This is a genomic window from Pelosinus sp. UFO1, assembly GCF_000725345.1.
In the GTDB taxonomy this organism is placed as follows: domain Bacteria; phylum Bacillota; class Negativicutes; order DSM-13327; family DSM-13327; genus Pelosinus.
In genome coordinates this window covers 2,695,674-2,715,000 of the sequence record NZ_CP008852.1, presented here as the reverse complement: position 1 = coordinate 2,715,000, position 19,327 = coordinate 2,695,674, and the positions used below count along the sequence as shown (strand labels likewise).

21 protein-coding genes (1 of these 21 running past the window's edge) are annotated in these 19,327 nt (G+C 37.6%); all 21 read left to right on the top strand.

Annotation, left to right across the window (positions count from 1 at the left end):
* Window positions 1-145, top strand: partial view of a zinc ribbon domain-containing protein gene (locus UFO1_RS12945; RefSeq protein WP_038671398.1) — the 3' portion only. Its footprint begins 695 nt before the window's first position; the window shows 145 of its 840 coding nt (coding positions 696-840); its start codon lies beyond the left edge, outside the window; its stop codon occupies window positions 143-145.
* A 127-nt stretch (window positions 146-272) separates the two neighbouring features.
* Window positions 273-1,475 carry a dihydropteroate synthase gene (folP, locus tag UFO1_RS12940; RefSeq protein WP_038671396.1) on the top strand — a complete coding sequence of 401 codons (1,203 nt, stop codon included), beginning with the start codon at window positions 273-275 and terminating at the stop codon, window positions 1,473-1,475.
* On the top strand, window positions 1,475-1,831 hold the full coding sequence (gene folB, locus UFO1_RS12935; protein ID WP_038671394.1) for a dihydroneopterin aldolase: 357 nt from the start codon (window positions 1,475-1,477) through the stop codon (window positions 1,829-1,831). The genes folP and folB overlap by 1 nt, the downstream gene beginning before the upstream one ends.
* 4 nt (window positions 1,832-1,835) lie before the next feature.
* Window positions 1,836-2,339 (top strand): 2-amino-4-hydroxy-6-hydroxymethyldihydropteridine diphosphokinase, encoded by a 504-nt coding sequence (gene folK, locus UFO1_RS12930; protein ID WP_038671392.1) that lies wholly within the window; start codon window positions 1,836-1,838, stop codon window positions 2,337-2,339.
* A 20-nt stretch (window positions 2,340-2,359) separates the two neighbouring features.
* On the top strand, window positions 2,360-3,487 hold the full coding sequence (locus UFO1_RS12925) for a glycosyltransferase (protein ID WP_038671390.1): 1,128 nt from the start codon (window positions 2,360-2,362) through the stop codon (window positions 3,485-3,487).
* Between the two features lie 184 nt (window positions 3,488-3,671).
* Window positions 3,672-4,757, top strand: coding sequence for a DNA-processing protein DprA (gene dprA, locus UFO1_RS12920; protein WP_038671388.1), 1,086 nt, complete (start codon window positions 3,672-3,674; stop codon window positions 4,755-4,757).
* Complete coding sequence (topA, locus tag UFO1_RS12915; protein WP_038671386.1) at window positions 4,754-6,937, top strand: type I DNA topoisomerase; 2,184 nt, start codon at window positions 4,754-4,756, stop codon at window positions 6,935-6,937. Before dprA ends, topA begins: the two co-directional genes overlap by 4 nt.
* 23 nt (window positions 6,938-6,960) lie before the next feature.
* On the top strand, window positions 6,961-8,286 hold the full coding sequence (trmFO, locus tag UFO1_RS12910) for an FADH(2)-oxidizing methylenetetrahydrofolate--tRNA-(uracil(54)-C(5))-methyltransferase TrmFO (protein ID WP_038671384.1): 1,326 nt from the start codon (window positions 6,961-6,963) through the stop codon (window positions 8,284-8,286).
* A gap of 345 nt (window positions 8,287-8,631) precedes the next feature.
* The gene (gene hslV / locus UFO1_RS12905) at window positions 8,632-9,162 is read left to right on the top strand and encodes an ATP-dependent protease subunit HslV (RefSeq protein ID WP_038671382.1); all 531 of its coding nucleotides are present in this window, start codon (window positions 8,632-8,634) and stop codon (window positions 9,160-9,162) included.
* Between the two features lie 14 nt (window positions 9,163-9,176).
* Window positions 9,177-10,577, top strand: a complete 1,401-nt coding sequence (gene hslU / locus UFO1_RS12900) for an ATP-dependent protease ATPase subunit HslU (protein WP_038671380.1) — start codon at window positions 9,177-9,179, stop codon at window positions 10,575-10,577.
* A gap of 41 nt (window positions 10,578-10,618) precedes the next feature.
* The gene (gene codY / locus UFO1_RS12895) at window positions 10,619-11,395 is read left to right on the top strand and encodes a GTP-sensing pleiotropic transcriptional regulator CodY (protein ID WP_038671378.1); all 777 of its coding nucleotides are present in this window, start codon (window positions 10,619-10,621) and stop codon (window positions 11,393-11,395) included.
* Between the two features lie 434 nt (window positions 11,396-11,829).
* A complete protein-coding gene (gene flgB, locus UFO1_RS12890; protein WP_038671376.1) occupies window positions 11,830-12,237 on the top strand; it encodes a flagellar basal body rod protein FlgB in 408 nt (135 codons plus the stop codon).
* A gap of 6 nt (window positions 12,238-12,243) precedes the next feature.
* Complete coding sequence (gene flgC, locus UFO1_RS12885) at window positions 12,244-12,678, top strand: flagellar basal body rod protein FlgC (protein ID WP_038671374.1); 435 nt, start codon at window positions 12,244-12,246, stop codon at window positions 12,676-12,678.
* A gap of 15 nt (window positions 12,679-12,693) precedes the next feature.
* The gene (gene fliE / locus UFO1_RS12880; RefSeq protein WP_038671372.1) at window positions 12,694-12,993 is read left to right on the top strand and encodes a flagellar hook-basal body complex protein FliE; all 300 of its coding nucleotides are present in this window, start codon (window positions 12,694-12,696) and stop codon (window positions 12,991-12,993) included.
* Window positions 12,994-13,030: 37 nt separating this feature from the next.
* Window positions 13,031-14,560 carry a flagellar basal-body MS-ring/collar protein FliF gene (gene fliF, locus UFO1_RS12875; RefSeq protein ID WP_038671370.1) on the top strand — a complete coding sequence of 510 codons (1,530 nt, stop codon included), beginning with the start codon at window positions 13,031-13,033 and terminating at the stop codon, window positions 14,558-14,560.
* 15 nt (window positions 14,561-14,575) lie between these two features.
* Window positions 14,576-15,586 (top strand): flagellar motor switch protein FliG, encoded by a 1,011-nt coding sequence (gene fliG, locus UFO1_RS12870; RefSeq protein WP_038671368.1) that lies wholly within the window; start codon window positions 14,576-14,578, stop codon window positions 15,584-15,586.
* A complete protein-coding gene (locus UFO1_RS12865) occupies window positions 15,579-16,319 on the top strand; it encodes a FliH/SctL family protein (protein WP_236639187.1) in 741 nt (246 codons plus the stop codon). Before fliG ends, UFO1_RS12865 begins: the two co-directional genes overlap by 8 nt.
* A complete protein-coding gene (gene fliI / locus UFO1_RS12860; protein ID WP_038671364.1) occupies window positions 16,316-17,629 on the top strand; it encodes a flagellar protein export ATPase FliI in 1,314 nt (437 codons plus the stop codon). The genes UFO1_RS12865 and fliI overlap by 4 nt, the downstream gene beginning before the upstream one ends.
* Window positions 17,630-17,654: 25 nt before the next feature.
* Complete coding sequence (gene fliJ / locus UFO1_RS12855; RefSeq protein WP_038671362.1) at window positions 17,655-18,098, top strand: flagellar export protein FliJ; 444 nt, start codon at window positions 17,655-17,657, stop codon at window positions 18,096-18,098.
* A 9-nt stretch (window positions 18,099-18,107) separates the two neighbouring features.
* Window positions 18,108-18,623: a lytic transglycosylase domain-containing protein gene (locus UFO1_RS12850; protein WP_038671360.1), complete on the top strand. Its 516-nt coding sequence runs from the start codon at window positions 18,108-18,110 to the stop codon at window positions 18,621-18,623.
* A 54-nt stretch (window positions 18,624-18,677) separates the two neighbouring features.
* Entirely contained in the window at window positions 18,678-19,295 is a 618-nt protein-coding gene (locus UFO1_RS12845) for a MotE family protein (protein ID WP_038671358.1), read from the top strand.
* Window positions 19,296-19,327: the final 32 nt, after the last annotated feature.

Here is a 19,327-nt window from a genome sequence, read left to right as displayed (position 1 = left end):
ATCCTATACATTATTATCAAAAATCATAATAGTAGATAATTTATTACAGCTTATCTATAAGGACAGTAAGGTTGAAGAAATTGTTTTTGTACATAAAATGGATTTAGTTAAGGCTTACCAAGCTATTCAATCAAATAATTTTTAATTTCAGTAAAGAAAGACTTTAGTAAAATTAAAGTCTTTCTTTATTTTTTTAGTAAATTATAAAAGTTTTCATAAAAAGTACCATAGCTGTGGTACAATAAAATAATAAGCTTATTCGGGAGGATAAAATGGCCTTTAATGCACGTATTTTAACAGTTTCCAGCCTAAAACAAGCGCAGGATGAACTTGCTAAGGTAAATTGTGATAAAACTGGTATTCAGATTATGGGTAATAAAGCGGTATTTAAAGTAATGAAGTTAGAAGGAATTTTAACAAAAAGTGCCAATCTTTTAAAACAAACATTTTTGGCAAAAGGCGGAGAAGTTGCTGTAGGTAGAGGCACTGCAGACCTTAGCGTTGAACGTACTGATGTCCTAATTTGTGCTACTTTGAAACAATATAAGATGGCTATATCACAGTTAAAAATGCAGCCGTGGGGGTTGCCCAAAATAGCCCAAGCTATTGAGGATGCTTTAACTGACAATGAAAAAGCTCCTGAGCGTCGGTATTCTTGGGGTGAAAAGGTATTATCAATTCTTCCTCAACGTACTTTAATTATGGGGATTTTAAATGTAACTCCCGATTCTTTTTCTGACGGTGGCCGTTACAATACTATGGATAATGCACTGCGCCGTGTGGAAGAAATGATACAAAATGGTGCTGACATTATAGATATTGGTGCTGAATCTACTCGTCCTTATCAAGACGGGGAAAAGATATCTGCAGAAGAAGAAATGGAACGTTTAGGTTCATTACTTGAGAATGTACTAGCTATTTCTAGTGTTCCCGTATCTATAGATACGTATAAGCCAAAAGTAGCACTTCAGGCGTTGCAATTAGGTGCACACATGATAAATGATGTATGGGGCTTACAACATGACCCTGATATGTCTAAGGTCGTAGCTCAGTACAAAGTACCAGTAGTTATTATGCATAATCAGAATGGTACTAATTATGAAAAGGATATTATGTCAGAGATATGTTCCTTTTTACAAAAAAGCATTGACATTGGGTTAGAGGCTGGTATTAGCTTTAATCAATTTATAGTTGATCCGGGTATCGGGTTTGGGAAAACTCCGGAGCAAAACCTAGTGGTTATGTCTCGTCTAGAGGAACTAACATCATTAAGGTGCCCTATATTACTTGGCACCTCCAATAAAAGGTTTATTGGTGAAGTCTTACAACTCCCAGTGGAAGATAGGGCGGAAGGAACAGGTGCCACAGTATCTATGGGGATTATGAAGGGGAGTAATATAGTTAGAGTTCATGATGTAAAAGTAATGGCTAGAATTGCAAAAATGATGGATGCGATGATGAGGAGAGATGTATAATGAATACAATTTTACTTGAGAATATGGTGTTTTATGGTTTTCATGGTGTGTATGAATATGAGCGCGAGCAGGGGCAACGGTTTTATGTAGATGCAGAAATAGTCGCAGATTTGAGCTTAGCAGGAGAAACAGATAATCTTATTCATACAATTGACTATACGGTGATATATAGTCAAATTAAAGACATTATGGAAAACCATAGGTTTCAATTGTTAGAGGCTGTAGGAGCACATATTGCCGAGTTAATTTTAAAGACTACAATTGCGAATGAGGTTACCATAAGAATACGTAAGCCAGCTGTACCGATACCTGGTCCTTTAGATTATGTACAAGTAGAGACGAAACGGAGAAAATAACAGGATGATTTTACTAGGATTGGGATCTAACTTAGGTGACCGGGAAATAAATATAAAAAAAGCAATTTATAAACTACATCAGCATTCTGAAATTAGTGTTGATAATGTTTCTTCTTTATATGAAACAAAGCCTGTTGGTATGTTGGAACAACCACACTTTTTAAATGCGGTTATCAGTGTGCAGACAAAATTAACGCCTTATGACTTACTTCAAGTATGTTTAAACACAGAATGTCAGCTAGGGAGAATCCGTGACCGGCGTTGGGGCCCTAGGACGATAGATATTGATATTCTTATCTATCATAATCTTGTTATTCAGGATGAGGTATTACAACTACCTCATCCTCGTTTGCATGAAAGGTGTTTTGTTCTGATACCTATGCAAGAAGTAATTAATGATATGCCTATACATCAAGGCTTAACTCCCAGGCAATTGCTACAAAAACTGAATGATAGTTCAGACGTAGCCTTTTATAAAAGGTTAGAAATGGAGTTTATTCAATCATGAAAGAGGGAGGCTAACGCAAGTTGGCGATTTTAAGTAAAGTATTGTTTATTAGTGCCCCAGTGGGGGCAGGTCATATAAAAGCTGCAGAGTCAATCGCTTCTGCAATGCATAAACAAGATCAGATTGAAACAAAAATGGCAAATGTTTTTGATTTTTTTAATCCTTATATTGGGCAAGGTATTTTAAGTATCTATCTTAAGATCCTAAAAATATTTCCCAAACTTTATGGAATGATGTATGGTTGGGGTAATGAGAGCCATTTGGCATTGCTAGGTCGTCAGCTGGTTAGCCGTTATTTAGCCAAGAATATGGAAAGGTATATCTTAGACTATAACCCAGCGGTAATTGTATGTACTCATGCGACACCGGCTGGATTAGTAGCTTATTTAATGAAACATAATAGAATTAACATACCAGTAGTGGTAGTGATAACAGATTTTGTGGTACATCGTCTATGGATTTATCCTGAGATCAAACATTATATTATTGCAAATGAAGATATGCGAGAGTATTTAATTAAATCTAATGTGGAGAGTACTTGTACAAAAGTGATGGGAATCCCCGTGGATGAAAAATTCTCTTGTCTACTGGATAAAGAGAAAATACTAAGCAAGTTTGGATTTGCCAGTGATGTCAAAACCGTTTTAATTATGGGTGGCGGAGCTGGAATTTTGCCTATGGATAATATTCTACTAGCTTGTGATGCCATTACTATTCCATTACAAATTATTGTTGTCACAGGAAATAACAAAACTATGTATAAAAAAATATGTAGTTTAGGGCCGAAGCTACGCAATAAGGTGCTTATTTTAGGGTATGTTAATTATGTTAATGAATTAATGGCTATTTCTGACCTTATTATCTCAAAGCCCGGAGGGATGACTTGTGCCGAAACATTATGTAGTGGTCTACCTATGTTAATTTATCAACCAATTCCGGGTCAAGAAGAAGCGAATACCAACTATCTAATTGCTCACAATGTTGCTCTGCGGGCAGATTCAATGCAAGATATTGGAGTTATTATGAGAAGGATATTTATTGAACATCCAGAAGAACTGAATGAATTGCGACAAAATGCCTTGCAAATTAGAAAACCACAGGCTGCTGCTATGATTGGGAACTATATTTTTTCTCAAATTAAGGATTAATACATTTCATTGAAGACCTTTTATAGTTATATTTACGAAGTATTGGAACTTATTTATATATCTATATTGACATTTCTCGTGGTGTGTTATGTGAAATTATGCTATAATTACCCTTGTTTTATACTATTTTCCTAAGAAACGTATGAAGGGCAGATATTCTAGTAAAGCAATGTTGGGGGATAATATGGAAAAGATATATCTGGCAGCATTACAAATGGTATCTGGTATTGGTAACGCACGTCTTAGAAGCTTAGTTTCATTCTTTGGTAGTGCAGAACAAGCTTGGCATGCCAAGCAGCATGATTTATCTTTATGCGGAATTCTAGATGAATCAATCTTTAATAAATTAATCATACATCGGGAAAAAATAGATATATATACATTAGCATATGATTGGGAGAAGAAAGGAATTAAAATTTGCTGTACTAATGATACGGATTACCCCAAGTTGCTTTTAAATACCTTTAATGTCCCACCAGCATTATATTATCGGGGTATGCTGCCCAAGACAGATCAACTAATCGCAATTGTTGGTGCAAGGAAAGCTTCTTCCTACGGCAAGAATATTGCACAATTGTTGGCAGCAGAACTTGCTGAGGCAGGGGTTTGGGTGGTTAGCGGTGCTGCTCGGGGTATTGATACTGCCGCGCATCAAGGAGCTTTAAGTAAAGGATATACAATCGCTGTACTCGGTTGTGGAGTTGATGTTGATTATCCTCCTGAAAATAGAAACTTACTAAATCACATTGCTGAATGTGGCGCTGTGGTTTCAGAATACGCACCTGGCACTATGGCTCATCCAGGTCATTTTCCTGCAAGGAATCGAATTATTAATGGATTGTCTCGGGGTGTAGTGGTAGTAGAAGCGGCAGAAAAAAGTGGCGCGTTAATTACTGCAGACTTTGCCTTGGAAGAAGGGCGAGATGTTTTTGCAGTACCTGGCAGTATTTTTTCAGTATCTAGTAAAGGTACACACCGACTCATAAAGCAAGGAGCAAAACTTGTTGATAGTGCAGAAGATATATTAGAAGAGTATAATCTTATTGCAGCAAAAAAGGAGCCTCAGCTGTTAGAATTTACTTCAGAGGAAGTAAAGGTTTATGAGTCGCTTACTTATGATTTTCCAATAGGAATTGAAGAAATTGTTATGAAAACGAAATTAGAGGCAGGAATGATTACATATATATTATTACAGTTTGAATTACGTGGGTTAGCGGTAGAGCATAGCGGGAGACGTTATTTGCGTATCGCTAAGGAGGGAATCAAGTGAGTAAAGCATTAGTTATTGTTGAATCTCCAGCTAAAGCAAAGACCATTGAGAAATTCTTAGGGAAAAATTATACGGTTAAGGCCTCTATGGGACATTTGCGAGATTTGCCTAAAAGTCAATTTGGCGTAGATGTGGACAATAATTTTGCGCCTAAATATATAAACATTCGCGGTAAGGGCGATATAATAAAAAGTCTTAAAAGTGCGGCAAAAGCTGCAGATACTGTTTATCTAGCATCTGACCCTGACCGTGAGGGGGAAGCCATTGCCTGGCATTTGGCACATATTCTAAATATTCCTGAAGATAAAGCTTGTCGCATTGAATTTAATGAAATTACTAAAACTACAATTCAAAATGCAGTAAAGAAGCCAAGACCGATTAATCTCGAGCGAGTAGATGCTCAGCAAGCGAGGCGTCTTTTAGATCGAATTGTAGGTTATCAACTGAGTCCTTTATTATGGAGAAAAGTGCGCAAAGGACTTAGTGCCGGCCGTGTACAGTCTGTAGCGGTAGGGATTATTTGTGATCGAGAAAAAGAAATTCAAGCTTTTGTTTCGGAAGAGTACTGGTCTATTGTGGCAAAATTGCGAGGAAAGCCTAAAACTGCATTATTTGACGCACAACTCATCTTAGTTGATGGGAAAAAAGCTAAAATAGATAACGAAGACCAAGCTGAGAACATAAAAGAAGAGTTAGAAAAAGCAGAGTTTACGGTTACAGATGTAAAACGTAAAGAACGTCGAAGAAACCCTGCGGCACCTTTTATCACCAGTAGTTTGCAGCAAGAGGCGTCAAGAAAATTGGGATTCACCTCTCGTAAGACGATGATGGTAGCTCAACAACTTTATGAAGGACTGGAACTTGGTAGTTCAGGCCCTGTGGGATTGATTACTTATATGCGTACTGATTCAGTACGTCTAGCTGAATCGGCACAACTTGATGCTAGGAACTATATTGCATTATCATATGGGGAAAATTATTTGCCGGATAAAAGTCCAGTGTACTCTACAAAGAAATCCCAGGATGCTCATGAGGCAATTCGCCCTACTAGTTTAGAATTTCCTCCTGATAAGATAGTTAAATACCTTTCAAAGGAACAGCTACGATTATATCGATTAATTTGGGAAAGGTTTATTGCCAGTCAAATGGCTTCTGCCATTTATGATACTCTAACGGTTGATATTACTGCTGAACGATTTGGTCTACGAGCTACAGGATCTACCGTTAAATTTCCCGGATTTATGGCCGTATACACGGAAGGTAAAGATGGTGAAGAAAAAGAGAAAGATATTACATTACCTGAATTAGTGACTGGAGAAAGTTTAAAAGCAAATAAAATTACTCCGAAGCAACATTTTACAGAACCACCACCTAGATATACGGAAGCTAGCTTGGTAAAAACTTTAGAGGAAAAAGGTATTGGCCGACCAAGTACGTATTCTCCCATTATTGAAACGATTGTAGCTCGTGGTTATGTAGTAAGAGTAGAGAAAAAGTTTCAACCTACTGAATTGGGCTTTGTAGTTTTAGACTTACTAAAGCAATATTTTAAGGCGATTGTAGATGTTGAATTTACTGCTACCATGGAAAATAAGCTAGACGAAATTGCAGATGGCAAAGGTACACGCCTAAGCTTATTGCGGGAGTTTTATGATTGGTTTGCCGTAGATTTGGAGCAGGCTGAAAAAGAGATTGGTCATGTAGAGCTTCCAGTGGAAATATCGGATGTACAATGTGAAAACTGTGGTAAATTTATGGTGGTGAAACATGGACGATACGGTGATTTCTTAGCATGCCCTGGATTTCCTGACTGTCGTAACACGAAGCCGATTTTAAAAGAAACAGGTGTACAGTGCCCTAAATGTGCTGGTAATATTGTAGAGAGAAAGACAAAACGGAGTAAAACGTTTTATGGTTGTCAAAGTTATCCCACTTGTGACTTTATGACATGGGATATGCCATTAAAAGAAAATTGTCAAACCTGTGGAGCTTTCATGTTGCGGCACAATTTTAAAAATGGTCGCTTTAGTACAGTATGCAGTAACGAGTCATGTATAACACGTCCGGCTACGGCTGAAAAAAAAGTAGAAGATGCTGCAAAAAATAAGACAACAAAGACAAAGAAGAAAACAAAACCAAAAACTAAGTCAACAACTAAAAAAACAGTTAAGACTGAATAATTTATATCATCGGAGGAAGTATTGTGTCAAAAGTTACAATAATAGGAGCTGGATTGGCTGGCAGTGAGGCAGCCTGGCAGGTGGCTGAGGCTGGTTTTGATGTTGAATTACTTGAGATGAGGCCACAGGTTATGTCACCGGCCCATCATACGGACCAATTTGCCGAGTTAGTCTGCAGTAATTCTCTACGTGGTGCTGCAATAGAAAATGCTGTAGGGTTATTGAAGGAAGAAATGCGACAGCTCAACTCATTAATAATGAAGGCTGCGGATGATAGTAAACTACCAGCAGGTGGTGCATTAGCAGTGGATCGTGATGCCTTCAGCAAATTTATAACAAAGACTCTTTCGAATCACCCAAGGGTAAAAGTTGTGAAGGGAGAAGTAACAGAGATCCCTCAGGCGGCGCCACTTATCATTGCAAGTGGACCATTAACATCACCAAACTTGTCAGAAGCGATTGGAAGAATAACAGGTAATGATTATCTATACTTCTATGATGCAGCTGCCCCTATCTTAGTAGGTGAGTCTCTTAATATGGAGAAAATCTATAGAGCCTCTCGTTATGGCAAAGGGGATGACGATTATCTAAATTGTCCTATGACAAAGGCAGAATATGAACATTTTTGGCAGGAACTAACAAATGCAGAAACGACGCCTGTTAAAAGCTTTGAAAAGGCTATATTCTTTGAAGGTTGTATGCCTGTAGAAGAAATGGCAAGTCGCGGTATTGATACATTGCGTTTTGGTCCGCTTAAGCCGGTTGGTTTAGAGCATCCAGTTACGGGTGAGTTACCTTATGCTGTGATACAGTTGCGCCAGGATAATTTTGCAGCCACATTATATAATATTGTTGGTTTTCAAACGCATTTAAAATGGCCAGAACAAGAAAGAGTTTTTCGCTTGATACCCGGCTTAGAGAAGGCAGAATTTGTGAGGTTAGGTGTTATGCACCGTAATACATTTATTAATTCGCCAAAGGTTTTATCTTCGACAATGCAAATGGCTAGCAATGAGAATATATTTTTTGCAGGCCAAATCACTGGGGTCGAAGGGTATGTTGAGTCTGCTGCTTCAGGATTAGTTGCTGGAATTAATGCTGGGCGTTTATTAGCAGGAAAGAAACCTTTAATCTTCCCCACAGAAACCGCCCATGGTGCGCTATGTCAGTACATTACAAATGCAAATAGCAAACACTTTCAGCCAATGAACATAAACTTTGGGCTACTTCCGCCTTGGGAAGAAAGAATTAGAGATAAGAAAATAAAAAATGGCTTAATCGCGCAGCGATCTTTAGAGGCTCTAAAACAATTCAAAGAAAAAGAAAAATTAGACAATAATCTTGCATAATTTTAGTTATTGTGCTAGTATAAATTAATAAATTTTGCTACATAGATTGACAAAAGGTGAGACTGCTTATACTAGTGATTACGGATAAGTGTGGTTTGAATTATGGAATTGTTGTTACAACAGATACAGCTTTATGCTTTATTTTATGGTTGAAAAGAACGCCTCGCAGCATACTGTAATAAGTTATTTGGCAGTTATCGATTAGTTCGCCAGATTTGCAAAATTACAAGGTGTTGGGGAGGTTCTTTTTGCTAATGTGAGAACAGTGATCATTCGGTCTCATTATAACGAAAATTCTGTTTTTGTATAAGAGAGTACATCCACATGCATAGGAGGCGATTTCTTATGTTTCATGCAACAACCATTCTTGCTGTAAAAAAACAAGGAAAAACAGCAATTGCAGGGGATGGTCAAGTAACTTTTGGTGGTAATACAATTATGAAACATAACGCAAAAAAAGTTCGCCGTTTATATCATGGCAAAGTATTAGCTGGTTTTGCTGGGTCTGTAGCAGATGCATTTACACTATTTAGTAAATTTGAAGCAAAGTTAGAAGAATTTAATGGTAATTTAATGCGCGCTTCAGTTGAGTTAGCTAAGGAATGGCGTATGGATCGAGTGTTACGTAGATTAGAAGCGTTGCTAATCGTTACAGATACTGAACATATGTTAATTATTTCAGGAAATGGTGAAGTCATTGAACCAGATGATGAGGTGACGGCCATCGGTTCAGGAGGGCCTTATGCCCTGGCCGCAGCGCGGGCTTTAGTAAAACACTCTAATTTATCTGCTTCTGAAATCGCAAGGGAAGCGCTTCAAACTGCAGCAAGTATTTGTGTGTATACAAATGACCATATTACAGTTGAAGAGTTATAAAAAGGGGTGACAGTATGAGTGAGATGACACCTAAACAGATTGTAATAGAGTTAGATAAATATATTGTAGGACAAAAACAAGCTAAGAAATCAGTTGCAGTCGCACTGCGTAACCGTTGGCGTAGTAAGCAGTTATCTACTAATTTAAAAGATGAAATTATTCCTAAAAACATATTAATGATTGGTCCAACTGGTGTAGGTAAAACCGAAATTGCTAGGCGTTTAGCTAAATTAGTGAATGCGCCCTTTGTAAAGGTTGAAGCCACCAAGTTCACAGAAGTTGGATATGTAGGGCGTGATGTTGAATCTATGGTGCGTGACCTAGTGGAGACAGCAATTCGCATGGTCAAACAAGAGAAAATGGCAGAAGTAACTGACAAAGCTCATGAATTTGCCGAAGAACGTATTTTAGAATTTTTTTCTCCTACAACTAAAAAGGAGACTGTACGTAATCCCTTTGAAATATTATTTGGTGGAAATTCTACGAGTAGCGAGTCTACTTCACAAACGATAATAAACGATTCTTTTGAAAAACCGGTTCTCGATCGTGAATATTGGAGAAAACGTTTAAATAGTGGTGAATTGGAAAACGAATTTATTGAAATAATAGTAGAAGACACAATGAATCCTATGGTAGGCGCCTTTTCAAATACAGGTATTGAGGAAATGGGTATTAATATTCAAGATATGTTTGGCAATATTTTTCCTAAGAAACAAAAGAAACGAAATGTAACAGTTGCAAATGCCCGTAAAGTTTTTATTCAGGAAGAGGCGCAAAAGCTTGTTGATATGGATGAAGTAACTTCTGCGGCCCTTGCTTTAGCAGAGGATTCAGGAATCATTTTTCTTGATGAAATTGATAAAATTGTAGGGCGTGGTCAGTCTTCCGGGCCTGACGTATCTCGAGAAGGTGTACAGCGAGATATATTGCCAATTGTTGAAGGTTCTACTGTTGTTACGAAACATGGCTCATTAAAAACGGATCACATTTTATTTATGGCAGCAGGAGCTTTTCATACAGCAAAACCATCTGAATTAATTCCAGAGTTACAGGGGCGGTTTCCGATTCGAGTAGAACTTACTAGTTTATCCAAAGATGATTTTAAACAAATCTTAACAGAGCCAGCAAATGCACTAATTAAGCAATATGTTAGTTTGCTTGCAACAGAGGATATATCGATTCAATTTACTGATGATGCAATTGAACAATTAGCTGAAATTGCTTTCGAAGTAAATGCTCAGACTGAAAATATTGGTGCTAGGCGCTTACATACTATCTTAGAAAAACTGTTAGAAGATTTGGCGTTTGAAGCACCTGATATAAATGAAGAGTTGATTATTATTGATAAAGAATATGTCAACGCTAAATTGGCTCATATTGTAGTTAACCAAGACTTAAGTCATTTTATATTGTAAATTAGGTTATACAACCTAGAGAAGGGTAGGAGGAATTAATTATGGCAACGATGTTAGAACGTACTCGTAAAATTAATAAATTATTGCAAAAATCCGAGAAAGTGGAATATGATGAGATTTCCCGTGTACTTAGTACTGTCATGGAAGCGAATGTGTATATTGTTGGTAAAGATGGTACTGTATTGGGATATGCATTGCTGGGTGATTTTGAATGTGACTTAATGCGTGATAAAGTGTTATTACAAGGACATTTTCCTGAACGCTATGTAGAATGGTTGCTAAGAGTAACTGAAACTTCGCCGAATTTAAGTTTAGAAGGCGGCATGTGTTCTTTTAGTGAAGATACAGGGTGTATTTTTACTGATAAATATACTACGATAGTTCCCATACATGGTGTAGGTGAACGAATTGGTACTCTAATTGTTGCTAAATTTCATGCAGAATTTCATGATGATGATCTAGTCCTTGCTGAATATGGAGCAACCGTTGTTGGTATGGAAATATTAAGAGACCGTAGTGGAAAAATCGAGGATGAGGCTCGTAAAAAGGCTACGGTGCAAGTTGCCCTTGGTACACTTTCTTATTCAGAATTGGAAGCTGTAATTCATATTTTAAATGAATTAGAAGGAAATGAAGGCTTATTAGTAGCGAGTAAGATTGCTGATCGAGTTGGAATTACGCGCTCTGTAATTGTAAATGCCTTGCGTAAATTTGAAAGTGCTGGAGTTATTGAGTCGAAATCTCTTGGAATGAAGGGCACTTATATAAAAGTATTAAATGAACGTTTATTTGAAGAACTGAAAAAACTCAAGAAATAAATTGCGAGAAGAAAACATCGTAACTGCATAAATTCATGGGAAAAACGACAATTAATTTACAGGAATGTCTCCTATTGTAGATATATGATAGGAGACATTCCTGTTTCGTCATTTAAAACAACATTTTTTTTATGATCTTGAAGCCTATCGGAGATGACTTTAAAAGACTTGTAGAGAATAAAATCTATATCTTTTGGTAGATGTGCAACCAGGAAAAGTATTATATTATTAATGGAGATTCAGAAAGAAAAGGAAGGGATCTTACTGCCTTTTATTGAAATAAGTAAATCTAAAAAATGCGCTAAATGAGCTCTTATTTTGTAGAAAAAGAAAGGTATTCCGAGGATTGTGTAGAATTAATATGGTAATGTATGCATTTTGTGCAGGAAATTACAATAATTTTACATAAAATATATAATACAGGAGGATTTTGGGTGTTAAATTCTATTTTATCATCACCACGTGTAGGAGTGTTGGAACAAGCGCTTTCCGCATCGTCTCTTAGGCAACAGACAATTAGTAATAATATTGCTAATGTTAATACTCCAAATTTTAAGAAAAGCGAAGTCGTTTTTGAAGATTTACTGCAAGACGCTATGGATAATAAAAAATTACAGATGGTAAAAACAAATAGTCAGCATTTATCGACGCAAAAGGGAAATATCCCGACTCCTTCAGTAAACGTAGTTGATCAGACTTCTTTTCGAACAGATGGTAGTAATGTAGATATTGATATTGAAATGGCTAATTTAGCAAAAAATAATATATATTATAATGCTGTGGTACAGCAGTTGGGGAGCTATTTTACGGGAATTAAGTCAGCTATAAAAGAAGGGAGATAATTAGGAATGGGAATGTTTGGTGCTATTGATGCGGCCGCATCTGGCTTAACAGCTGAACGACTTAGAATGGATGTAATTTCTAATAATATTGCCAATGTCAATACGACTCGTACTGCTGAAGGTGGAGCTTATCGCCGGCAAGTTGTCGTATTTGAACCACGTGAAAACGAAGAGACATTTGCGCAGATTTTATCTAAAAAAGCGAGTGGTGGCAATGGTGTTAGAGTGGTTGGAATAAATAAAGATAATTCACCGACACATCAAGTATATGATCCAGCTCACCCAGATGCCAATAAAGAGGGATATGTTGAAATGCCCAACGTTAATATTGTAACTGAGATGGTAGATATGATTACTGCTACTAGGGCGTATGAAGCAAATGTTACAACAGTTAATGCGGCGAAAAGCATGGCTCTTAAGGCGTTAGAAATAGGAAAATAATGGAGGTTGTAGTTCATGCGTGTCGAAGCACTTAAGTTAACGCCAGTAAATCCTACTAGTATTGGACAAGCCGTTTCACCTGTTGAGGGGAGCACTAAAAATTTTGGCGAATTTCTAACAGAAGCTCTCGGTGAAGTAAATAGTCTACAACAAAATGCGGCAGCAGCATCCTATAATCTGGCAGCTGGTAAACTTCAAGATATATCGCAAGTTACGATTGCGGCCGAAAAAGCCACGATAGCAATGCAATTAACAATGCAAGTACGTAATAAGGTGGTTGACGCATACCAAGAAGTCATGCGTATGTCGGTATAATAAATAATATTTTTGTTGATTCGAAAGGGTGGAGACAATGGCGGATTTAAAAGAAAGGTCTCTGCGCTTGTGGCAAAGCTTGGCTAAAAGAGAAAGATATATGATTCTTGGTTCGGCCATACTTATATTCGCAGTAATCGTAGCGTGGAGTTTTTGGTGGGGTGGTCGCCCGGATCTTGTGCCTTTGTTCACTGAGATGGAAGCCAAAGATGCTGGTGAGGTAAGAGATAAGCTGAAGGAAATGAAAGTTTATCACGAAATAGGTGGTAATGGCACTGCAATCATGGTTCCTTCTAAAGATGTTTATCGCATACGGCTAGATTTGGCGAGTCAAGGATTGCCACGAGGCAATAAAGGGTTCGAAATATTTGAGCAGAGCAAATTTGGTGCTACTGAATTTCAAAACAAAGTAAATTTGATTCAAGCATTGCAGGGAGAACTTGCTCGTACAATTGAGCAAATGGCTGAAGTTGAAAAAGCTAGGGTACATATTGTTTTAACAGAAGATAGTTTGTATAAGAAAAATGAAAAACCTGCTACGGCTTCAATCATGCTTAAGCTTCGTACAGGGACGCAATTATCAAAAGAGCAAGTAAAAGGTATTGTTAATTTAGTTGCCCATAGCATTCAAGGATTGAAACCAGAAAATGTTACTGTTGTGGATCAAATGGCGCGTGTGCTTAATGAACAAAATGATGCAAGCACAGCAGGGGCCAATGCAACGTTGACTCAGATTGAAATGACTAAAAAAGTGCAAGATGATTTACAAAAAAATGTTCAATCTTTGTTGGAACAGGTATTAGGGCCGAATAAAGCTGCAGCAAGAGTGAATGTAGAACTTAGTTTTGACCAACGTACTGTAGATAAACAGACCTTCGAACCAGTTGTGGATGATAAAGGAATAGTACGAAGTTCTCAAGAATTAAATGAAAATTTTAAAGGTGGTTCACCAAATGCGCCTGGTGGAGTTCCAGGAACTACTTCTAATGTACCAGGATATGTAACGGCTAATAACTCTCAGTCAAATTATGAGAAAAAAGAAGTTACTCGTAATTACGAAATTAATGAAACAAAAGAAAAAGTAATTGCAACTCCAGGTTCTATTAAGAGATTGACAGTGGCTGTATTGGTAGATGCCAGCGTCAACAAGGCACAACAAGATAGTATTCTTAAAACTGTTACCTCCGCTATCGGTGTTAATGCAGTAAGAGGCGATACTGTGTCCGTTGAAAGCATAACCTTTAATACGGAAGCCGCTGATAAGCAGCGTAAAGAAGAATTAGATTATGAAAATCAACAAAAGCAAGCGTTGTGGTTAAAAATAGCGTTAGCAATACTAGCTGTTCTTGGTGTCTTGTATATTGTGCGTAGTCGCCGTAAAGTTACAAATGAAGAACTTGAAGATGAGGTGGCTGCAACAACAGAACCGGTTATGCCTATAGCTGAATCGGAAATGACGGCTCAAGAGAAACAGTTAGTTGAAAAACGCAAAGAACTTGAAAAACTAGCTAAAACCAAACCAGAAGATGTTGCTCAATTAATAAAAGTTTGGTTGTCTGAAGAGTAGAGTGGGGGTAAGTATGTGTACCAATCAAATGAATTAAATAATAAACAGAAAGCGGCCATCCTATTAATATCGCTTGGTCCAGAGATTTCATCCCAAGTGTTTAAACATCTTAAAGAAGATGAAATAGAAAAACTCACTCTAGAAATAGCAAATCAAAGAACAGTATCTCCTGAACAAAAGGAAAAGGTATTAAATGAATTTCATGAACTCTTATTAGCTAATAATTATATTTCTACTGGAGGTTTGGATTACGCTCGGGATATTTTAGAAAAAGCATTAGGTGCTGATAAAGCGATATCTATTATTAATAGATTGACATCTAGTTTGCAAATTAGACCTTTTGATTTTGCGCGTAAAACGGATCCATCTCAATTACTTAATTTTATCCAAAATGAACATCCTCAAACGATTGCTTTAATTATGTCTTATTTGCAACCAGAGCAATCGGGCGCTATTTTATCATCATTGCCGCCTGAACGTCAGGTGGATGTAGCGAAACGGATTGCAACAATGGATCGTACATCTCCTGATGTCCTTAAAGATGTAGAACGTATATTAGAACGTAAGCTTTCGTCTATGGCCTCGCAAGATTTTACATCTGCGGGTGGTGTTGATTCAATTGTTGAAATTCTGAATCGAGTAGATCGTTCTACGGAAAGAACTATTATGGAGAATTTGGAAGTCCAAAATCCTGAACTTGCAGAAGAAATTAAGCGTCGTATGTTTGTCTTCGAAGATATTGTCTTGTTGGATGATAGATCACTTCAATTGGTGTTGCGTGAAATTGAAAGTAAGGATTTGGCTTTGGCTCTCAAAGCGTCTTCCGCTGAAGTTTCTAATAAAGTTTACAAGAATATGTCAAAACGTGCTGCCGATATGTTGCGTGAGGAAATCGAGTATATGGGTCCTGTACGCATTAGAGATGTAGAGGAAGCCCAACAAAAAATCGTTAATGTCATTCGTCGTCTGGAAGATTCAGGTGAGATAGTTGTTTCACGTGGTAAAGGGGACGAAATCATTGTCTAAGATTATAAAATTTGCTTGTATGCAAGAACCTAGAATATTGACTAATAACTTTATTGTGAAAGAAGAAAAAACTGTTGAAGAAGTCGTAGTGGATCCTTCTATCGCAAACGAATTGATCACTTCAGCTAGAGAAGAGGCTGCAAACATAATTGCTGAAGCTAAAATGGCTATGGAAGTGAGTTTGACTGAAGCTAAGCAGTTGGTGGAGCAAATCAAACAACAGGCTTATGATGAAGGACATCAAACTGGTTACCAAGAGGGTATAACTCAAGGGAAAAAAGCCGGTTTAGATGAAATGCAACAGGTTATTCATGAAGGAGTTGTAAAGGCGCAGCAGACTTTAAGTGTTGCTGAAAAGCAAGCTAAGGATATGATTCTTGCAGCAGAACGACAAATTGTCGAAATTGCTCTTGCTTTGGCTAGTAAAGTATTGGCGAGTGAAATAACAGAAAACCCTCTAGTAGTTCTACCAGTTGTAAAAGCTGCGCTAGATAAGGTCCGTGATCAAGAACAAATTGTTATTAGGGTAAGCGTTCAGGATTTTGATGCTGTATTACAAGTTAAACAAGATTTGCAAGTTATGGTTGGCGGGGAGCACGTATTAAAAATAACTGCGGACCATACTCTTGAAAATGGTAGTTGTGTGATCGATACATCTTATGGAATGGTGGATGCTAGAATTGATACCCAATTTGACACCCTTAAAAAAGCATTGCAGGGAGTTTTACCATGAGTGTTTTTAAAGTTGGTAAATACTTAAATGCTATTAATTGTACTGAGTCAATGAAGGTATCAGGGAAAATCACCCAAATTGTTGGGTTAGTTATTGAGTCTCAGGGACCAAGTGTCAATTTAGGCGACTTGTGCTATATTTGTCCTCGTAATGAGGGAGGAGCCATTGCTGCTGAGGTGGTAGGATTCCGTCAAAATAGAGTCCTGTTAATGCCAATCGGAGAAATGCAAGGTATTGGCCCTGGCTGTGAAGTGTTTTCTGCTCATCAGACTTTAACGGTAAATGTGGGCGATCATCTTCTGGGACGAGTTTTGGATGGCTTAGGCAATCCAATGGATGATAAGGGACCGTTATCAGTAAATACTATGTATCCTTTACATAACGCTCCTCCTCCTCCATTATCTCGTCGACGTATTGAGGAAAAGCTTTCAGTTGGCGTAAGGGCGATTGATAGTTTAATAACTCTTGGACGTGGACAACGTGTAGGGATTATGGCTGGTAGTGGTGTTGGTAAAAGTACTCTACTTGGCATGATTGCCCGTAATACAGAGGCAGATGTAAATGTAATTGCTTTGGTTGGTGAACGGGGCCGTGAGGTCCGTGAATTCATTGAACGTGATTTAGGGGAAGAAGGTTTGAAAAGATCTGTAGTTGTGGTAGCAACATCAGATCAACCAGCACTAGTACGTATCAAAGGAGCAATGACGGCTACCGCTATAGCTGAATATTTTAGAGATCAAGGGCTAAATGTTGTATTGATGATGGATTCTGTAACACGCTTTGCTATGGCACAACGAGAAGTTGGCCTAACTATTGGTGAACCACCAGCTACTCGTGGTTATACTCCTTCAGTATTTGCTATGTTACCTAAATTGCTAGAGCGTTCCGGTACTGGAGATAAGGGTTCCATTACTGGTATATACACGGTATTGGTAGATGGTGATGATATGAATGAACCGATAGCTGATGCAGTACGCAGTATTTTAGACGGCCACATTGTTCTATCTCGTAACATTGCTACGCAAAATCATTATCCGGCGATTGATGTGCTTGCAAGTGTGAGCCGGGTTATGATAGACATTGTTGAGAAGGGACATTATACAGCAGCACAAAAATTGCGTTCTATTATGGCCACTTATCGTGAAGCGGAGGATCTGATTAATATTGGTGCTTACGCAACAGGGAGTAACGTAAATATTGATCAATCCATAGCAAAGATTGACGCCATTAAAACCTTTTTGCAGCAAGATGTAAATGAACACATGTCTGCCGATGAAACGATTGCAAAGTTACTGTCTTTGATTTCCTGATTTTAACTTTAAGGTGTGAAACTAAATGCAATCTTTTACATTCCGTTTAGAAACTTTGCTTAAATTTAGAAAAATGCAAAAGGAACAAGTACAAATTGCATTTTGGCAGGCTACGAATCAATTTCAAATAGAAAAACAAAAATTGGGAGAATTAGAAAGTAAGTTATCGCAAAATATAGAGCAATTACGAAACTACCAGCAAGATGCACTAACGATTGAAACGTTAAGGGCATACCAGTATTATTTTGAAAAGATTAAATATGAAATTACGAAGCAAAAGGAACGTGTACTAGCTTTCGATGAAAAACGAAAAGAATGTTTACGTAACCTAGAAGAAGCGGTAAAAAATCATAAGCTTGTAGAAAAATTTCGTGAAAAAAAGTTGCAGCATTATCAGGATGAGATGATAAAGGAAGAGCAAAAAATGTTAGATGAAATCGGTCTGCAACTTTATGTACGAGAAAACTAAGGTGATTGTATGGATGGTATAAATAAAGTATTACAACGTATAGACGCCATAGAGCAAAGGTTTAATTATTCTCCAGTTCCTGCAATGAATTTTTCTAAGGTTTTAGCTGGGGTAGAAAAGAGTAATGCTACAGGGGAAAAGACCTTTGCATCAGACGATATTGGCAAAATGATTCAATTTACAGCTAAAAAGTATGGAGTAGATCCTAAACTTGCCATGGCAGTTGCAAAAGTAGAGTCTAACTTGTCACCCGATGTTGTTTCCTCGGCTGGCGCAGTAGGGGTTATGCAACTGATGCCTGAGACAGCGCAAGGATTAGGCGTTCATAATATTAAAGATCCACGTGAGAATATTGATGGTGGCGTACGTTATTTAAAACAACTAATTTCCACTTTTGATGGCGATGTCACGAAAGCGGTTGCTGCCTACAATGCTGGGCCTCAGGCTGTAAAAAATTATAATGGTATTCCTCCGTATTCGGAAACGAAGGCATATGTAGCCAAAGTAATGGAATTGTCTAAGTAAAAATAGGTTCTGTAGGCTTAATAGATACGCAGCCTTCAAAGGTAGGTGGAAAATATGGCAGAAAAAGTGAAGATTGATAATAAAATAAAAAAAACGGATAGTAAACTTGAAAAACCTAAAAAAAGAGCGGGTCTGATTTTTAAAATGCTACTTATTGGGGTTGTTTTGCTAATCGTTGCTGGTGCTGGTTTTGCATTGGGAATCTATTTAAAGATATTTGATATAGAAGGACTAACAAAAAGTTTGAAACTAAATGAATATCCAGTTATTGGTCAGTATTTTCCTCAGCCCAAGACTAATTTTGAACCTGTTGAATTAGAGCAGGAGAATCCTGAGTTAGCACTAACACCTGCTAGTCCCCAAGTTGTTCCACCAGTGGTGATGCCGGACGTTTCTAGTGTGAAAGGGAAAGTAGATGATACCGAATTGCAAAAACAAGCTAAAATAAAGCAACAAGAAGAAGCCAAACGCATTTCTAAGTTAGCTAGGTTGTATGGTGGCATGAAACCTGATGAAGCAGTAGGTATTTTGAATAAGCTAGATGATAATACGGTATTGGACATTTTGAGTAAAATGGAAGATGAACAAGTCTCAAAAATTATGGCATTACTTGATCCTAGTAGGGCAGCAAATTTAACACAAGCCATGCTTAGAGGCAAAAACATAAATTAGCCTTTAAACATAAAGGGAATTTAGTGAAGGGA

What these genes read in the sequence shown, in the direction of transcription:
- folP (WP_038671396.1), top strand. Translation starts at nt 273, where the DNA reads ATGGCCTTTAATGCACGTATTTTAACAGTTTCCAGCCTAAAACAAGCG.
- folB (WP_038671394.1), top strand. Translation starts at nt 1,475, where the DNA reads ATGAATACAATTTTACTTGAGAATATGGTGTTTTATGGTTTTCATGGT.
- folK (WP_038671392.1), top strand. Translation starts at nt 1,836, where the DNA reads ATGATTTTACTAGGATTGGGATCTAACTTAGGTGACCGGGAAATAAAT.
- dprA (WP_038671388.1), top strand. Translation starts at nt 3,672, where the DNA reads ATGGAAAAGATATATCTGGCAGCATTACAAATGGTATCTGGTATTGGT.
- hslV (WP_038671382.1), top strand. Translation starts at nt 8,632, where the DNA reads ATGTTTCATGCAACAACCATTCTTGCTGTAAAAAAACAAGGAAAAACA.
- hslU (WP_038671380.1), top strand. Translation starts at nt 9,177, where the DNA reads ATGAGTGAGATGACACCTAAACAGATTGTAATAGAGTTAGATAAATAT.
- codY (WP_038671378.1), top strand. Translation starts at nt 10,619, where the DNA reads ATGGCAACGATGTTAGAACGTACTCGTAAAATTAATAAATTATTGCAA.
- flgC (WP_038671374.1), top strand. Translation starts at nt 12,244, where the DNA reads ATGGGAATGTTTGGTGCTATTGATGCGGCCGCATCTGGCTTAACAGCT.
- fliE (WP_038671372.1), top strand. Translation starts at nt 12,694, where the DNA reads ATGCGTGTCGAAGCACTTAAGTTAACGCCAGTAAATCCTACTAGTATT.
- fliF (WP_038671370.1), top strand. Translation starts at nt 13,031, where the DNA reads ATGGCGGATTTAAAAGAAAGGTCTCTGCGCTTGTGGCAAAGCTTGGCT.
- fliI (WP_038671364.1), top strand. Translation starts at nt 16,316, where the DNA reads ATGAGTGTTTTTAAAGTTGGTAAATACTTAAATGCTATTAATTGTACT.
- fliJ (WP_038671362.1), top strand. Translation starts at nt 17,655, where the DNA reads ATGCAATCTTTTACATTCCGTTTAGAAACTTTGCTTAAATTTAGAAAA.
- UFO1_RS12850 (WP_038671360.1), top strand. Translation starts at nt 18,108, where the DNA reads ATGGATGGTATAAATAAAGTATTACAACGTATAGACGCCATAGAGCAA.
- UFO1_RS12845 (WP_038671358.1), top strand. Translation starts at nt 18,678, where the DNA reads ATGGCAGAAAAAGTGAAGATTGATAATAAAATAAAAAAAACGGATAGT.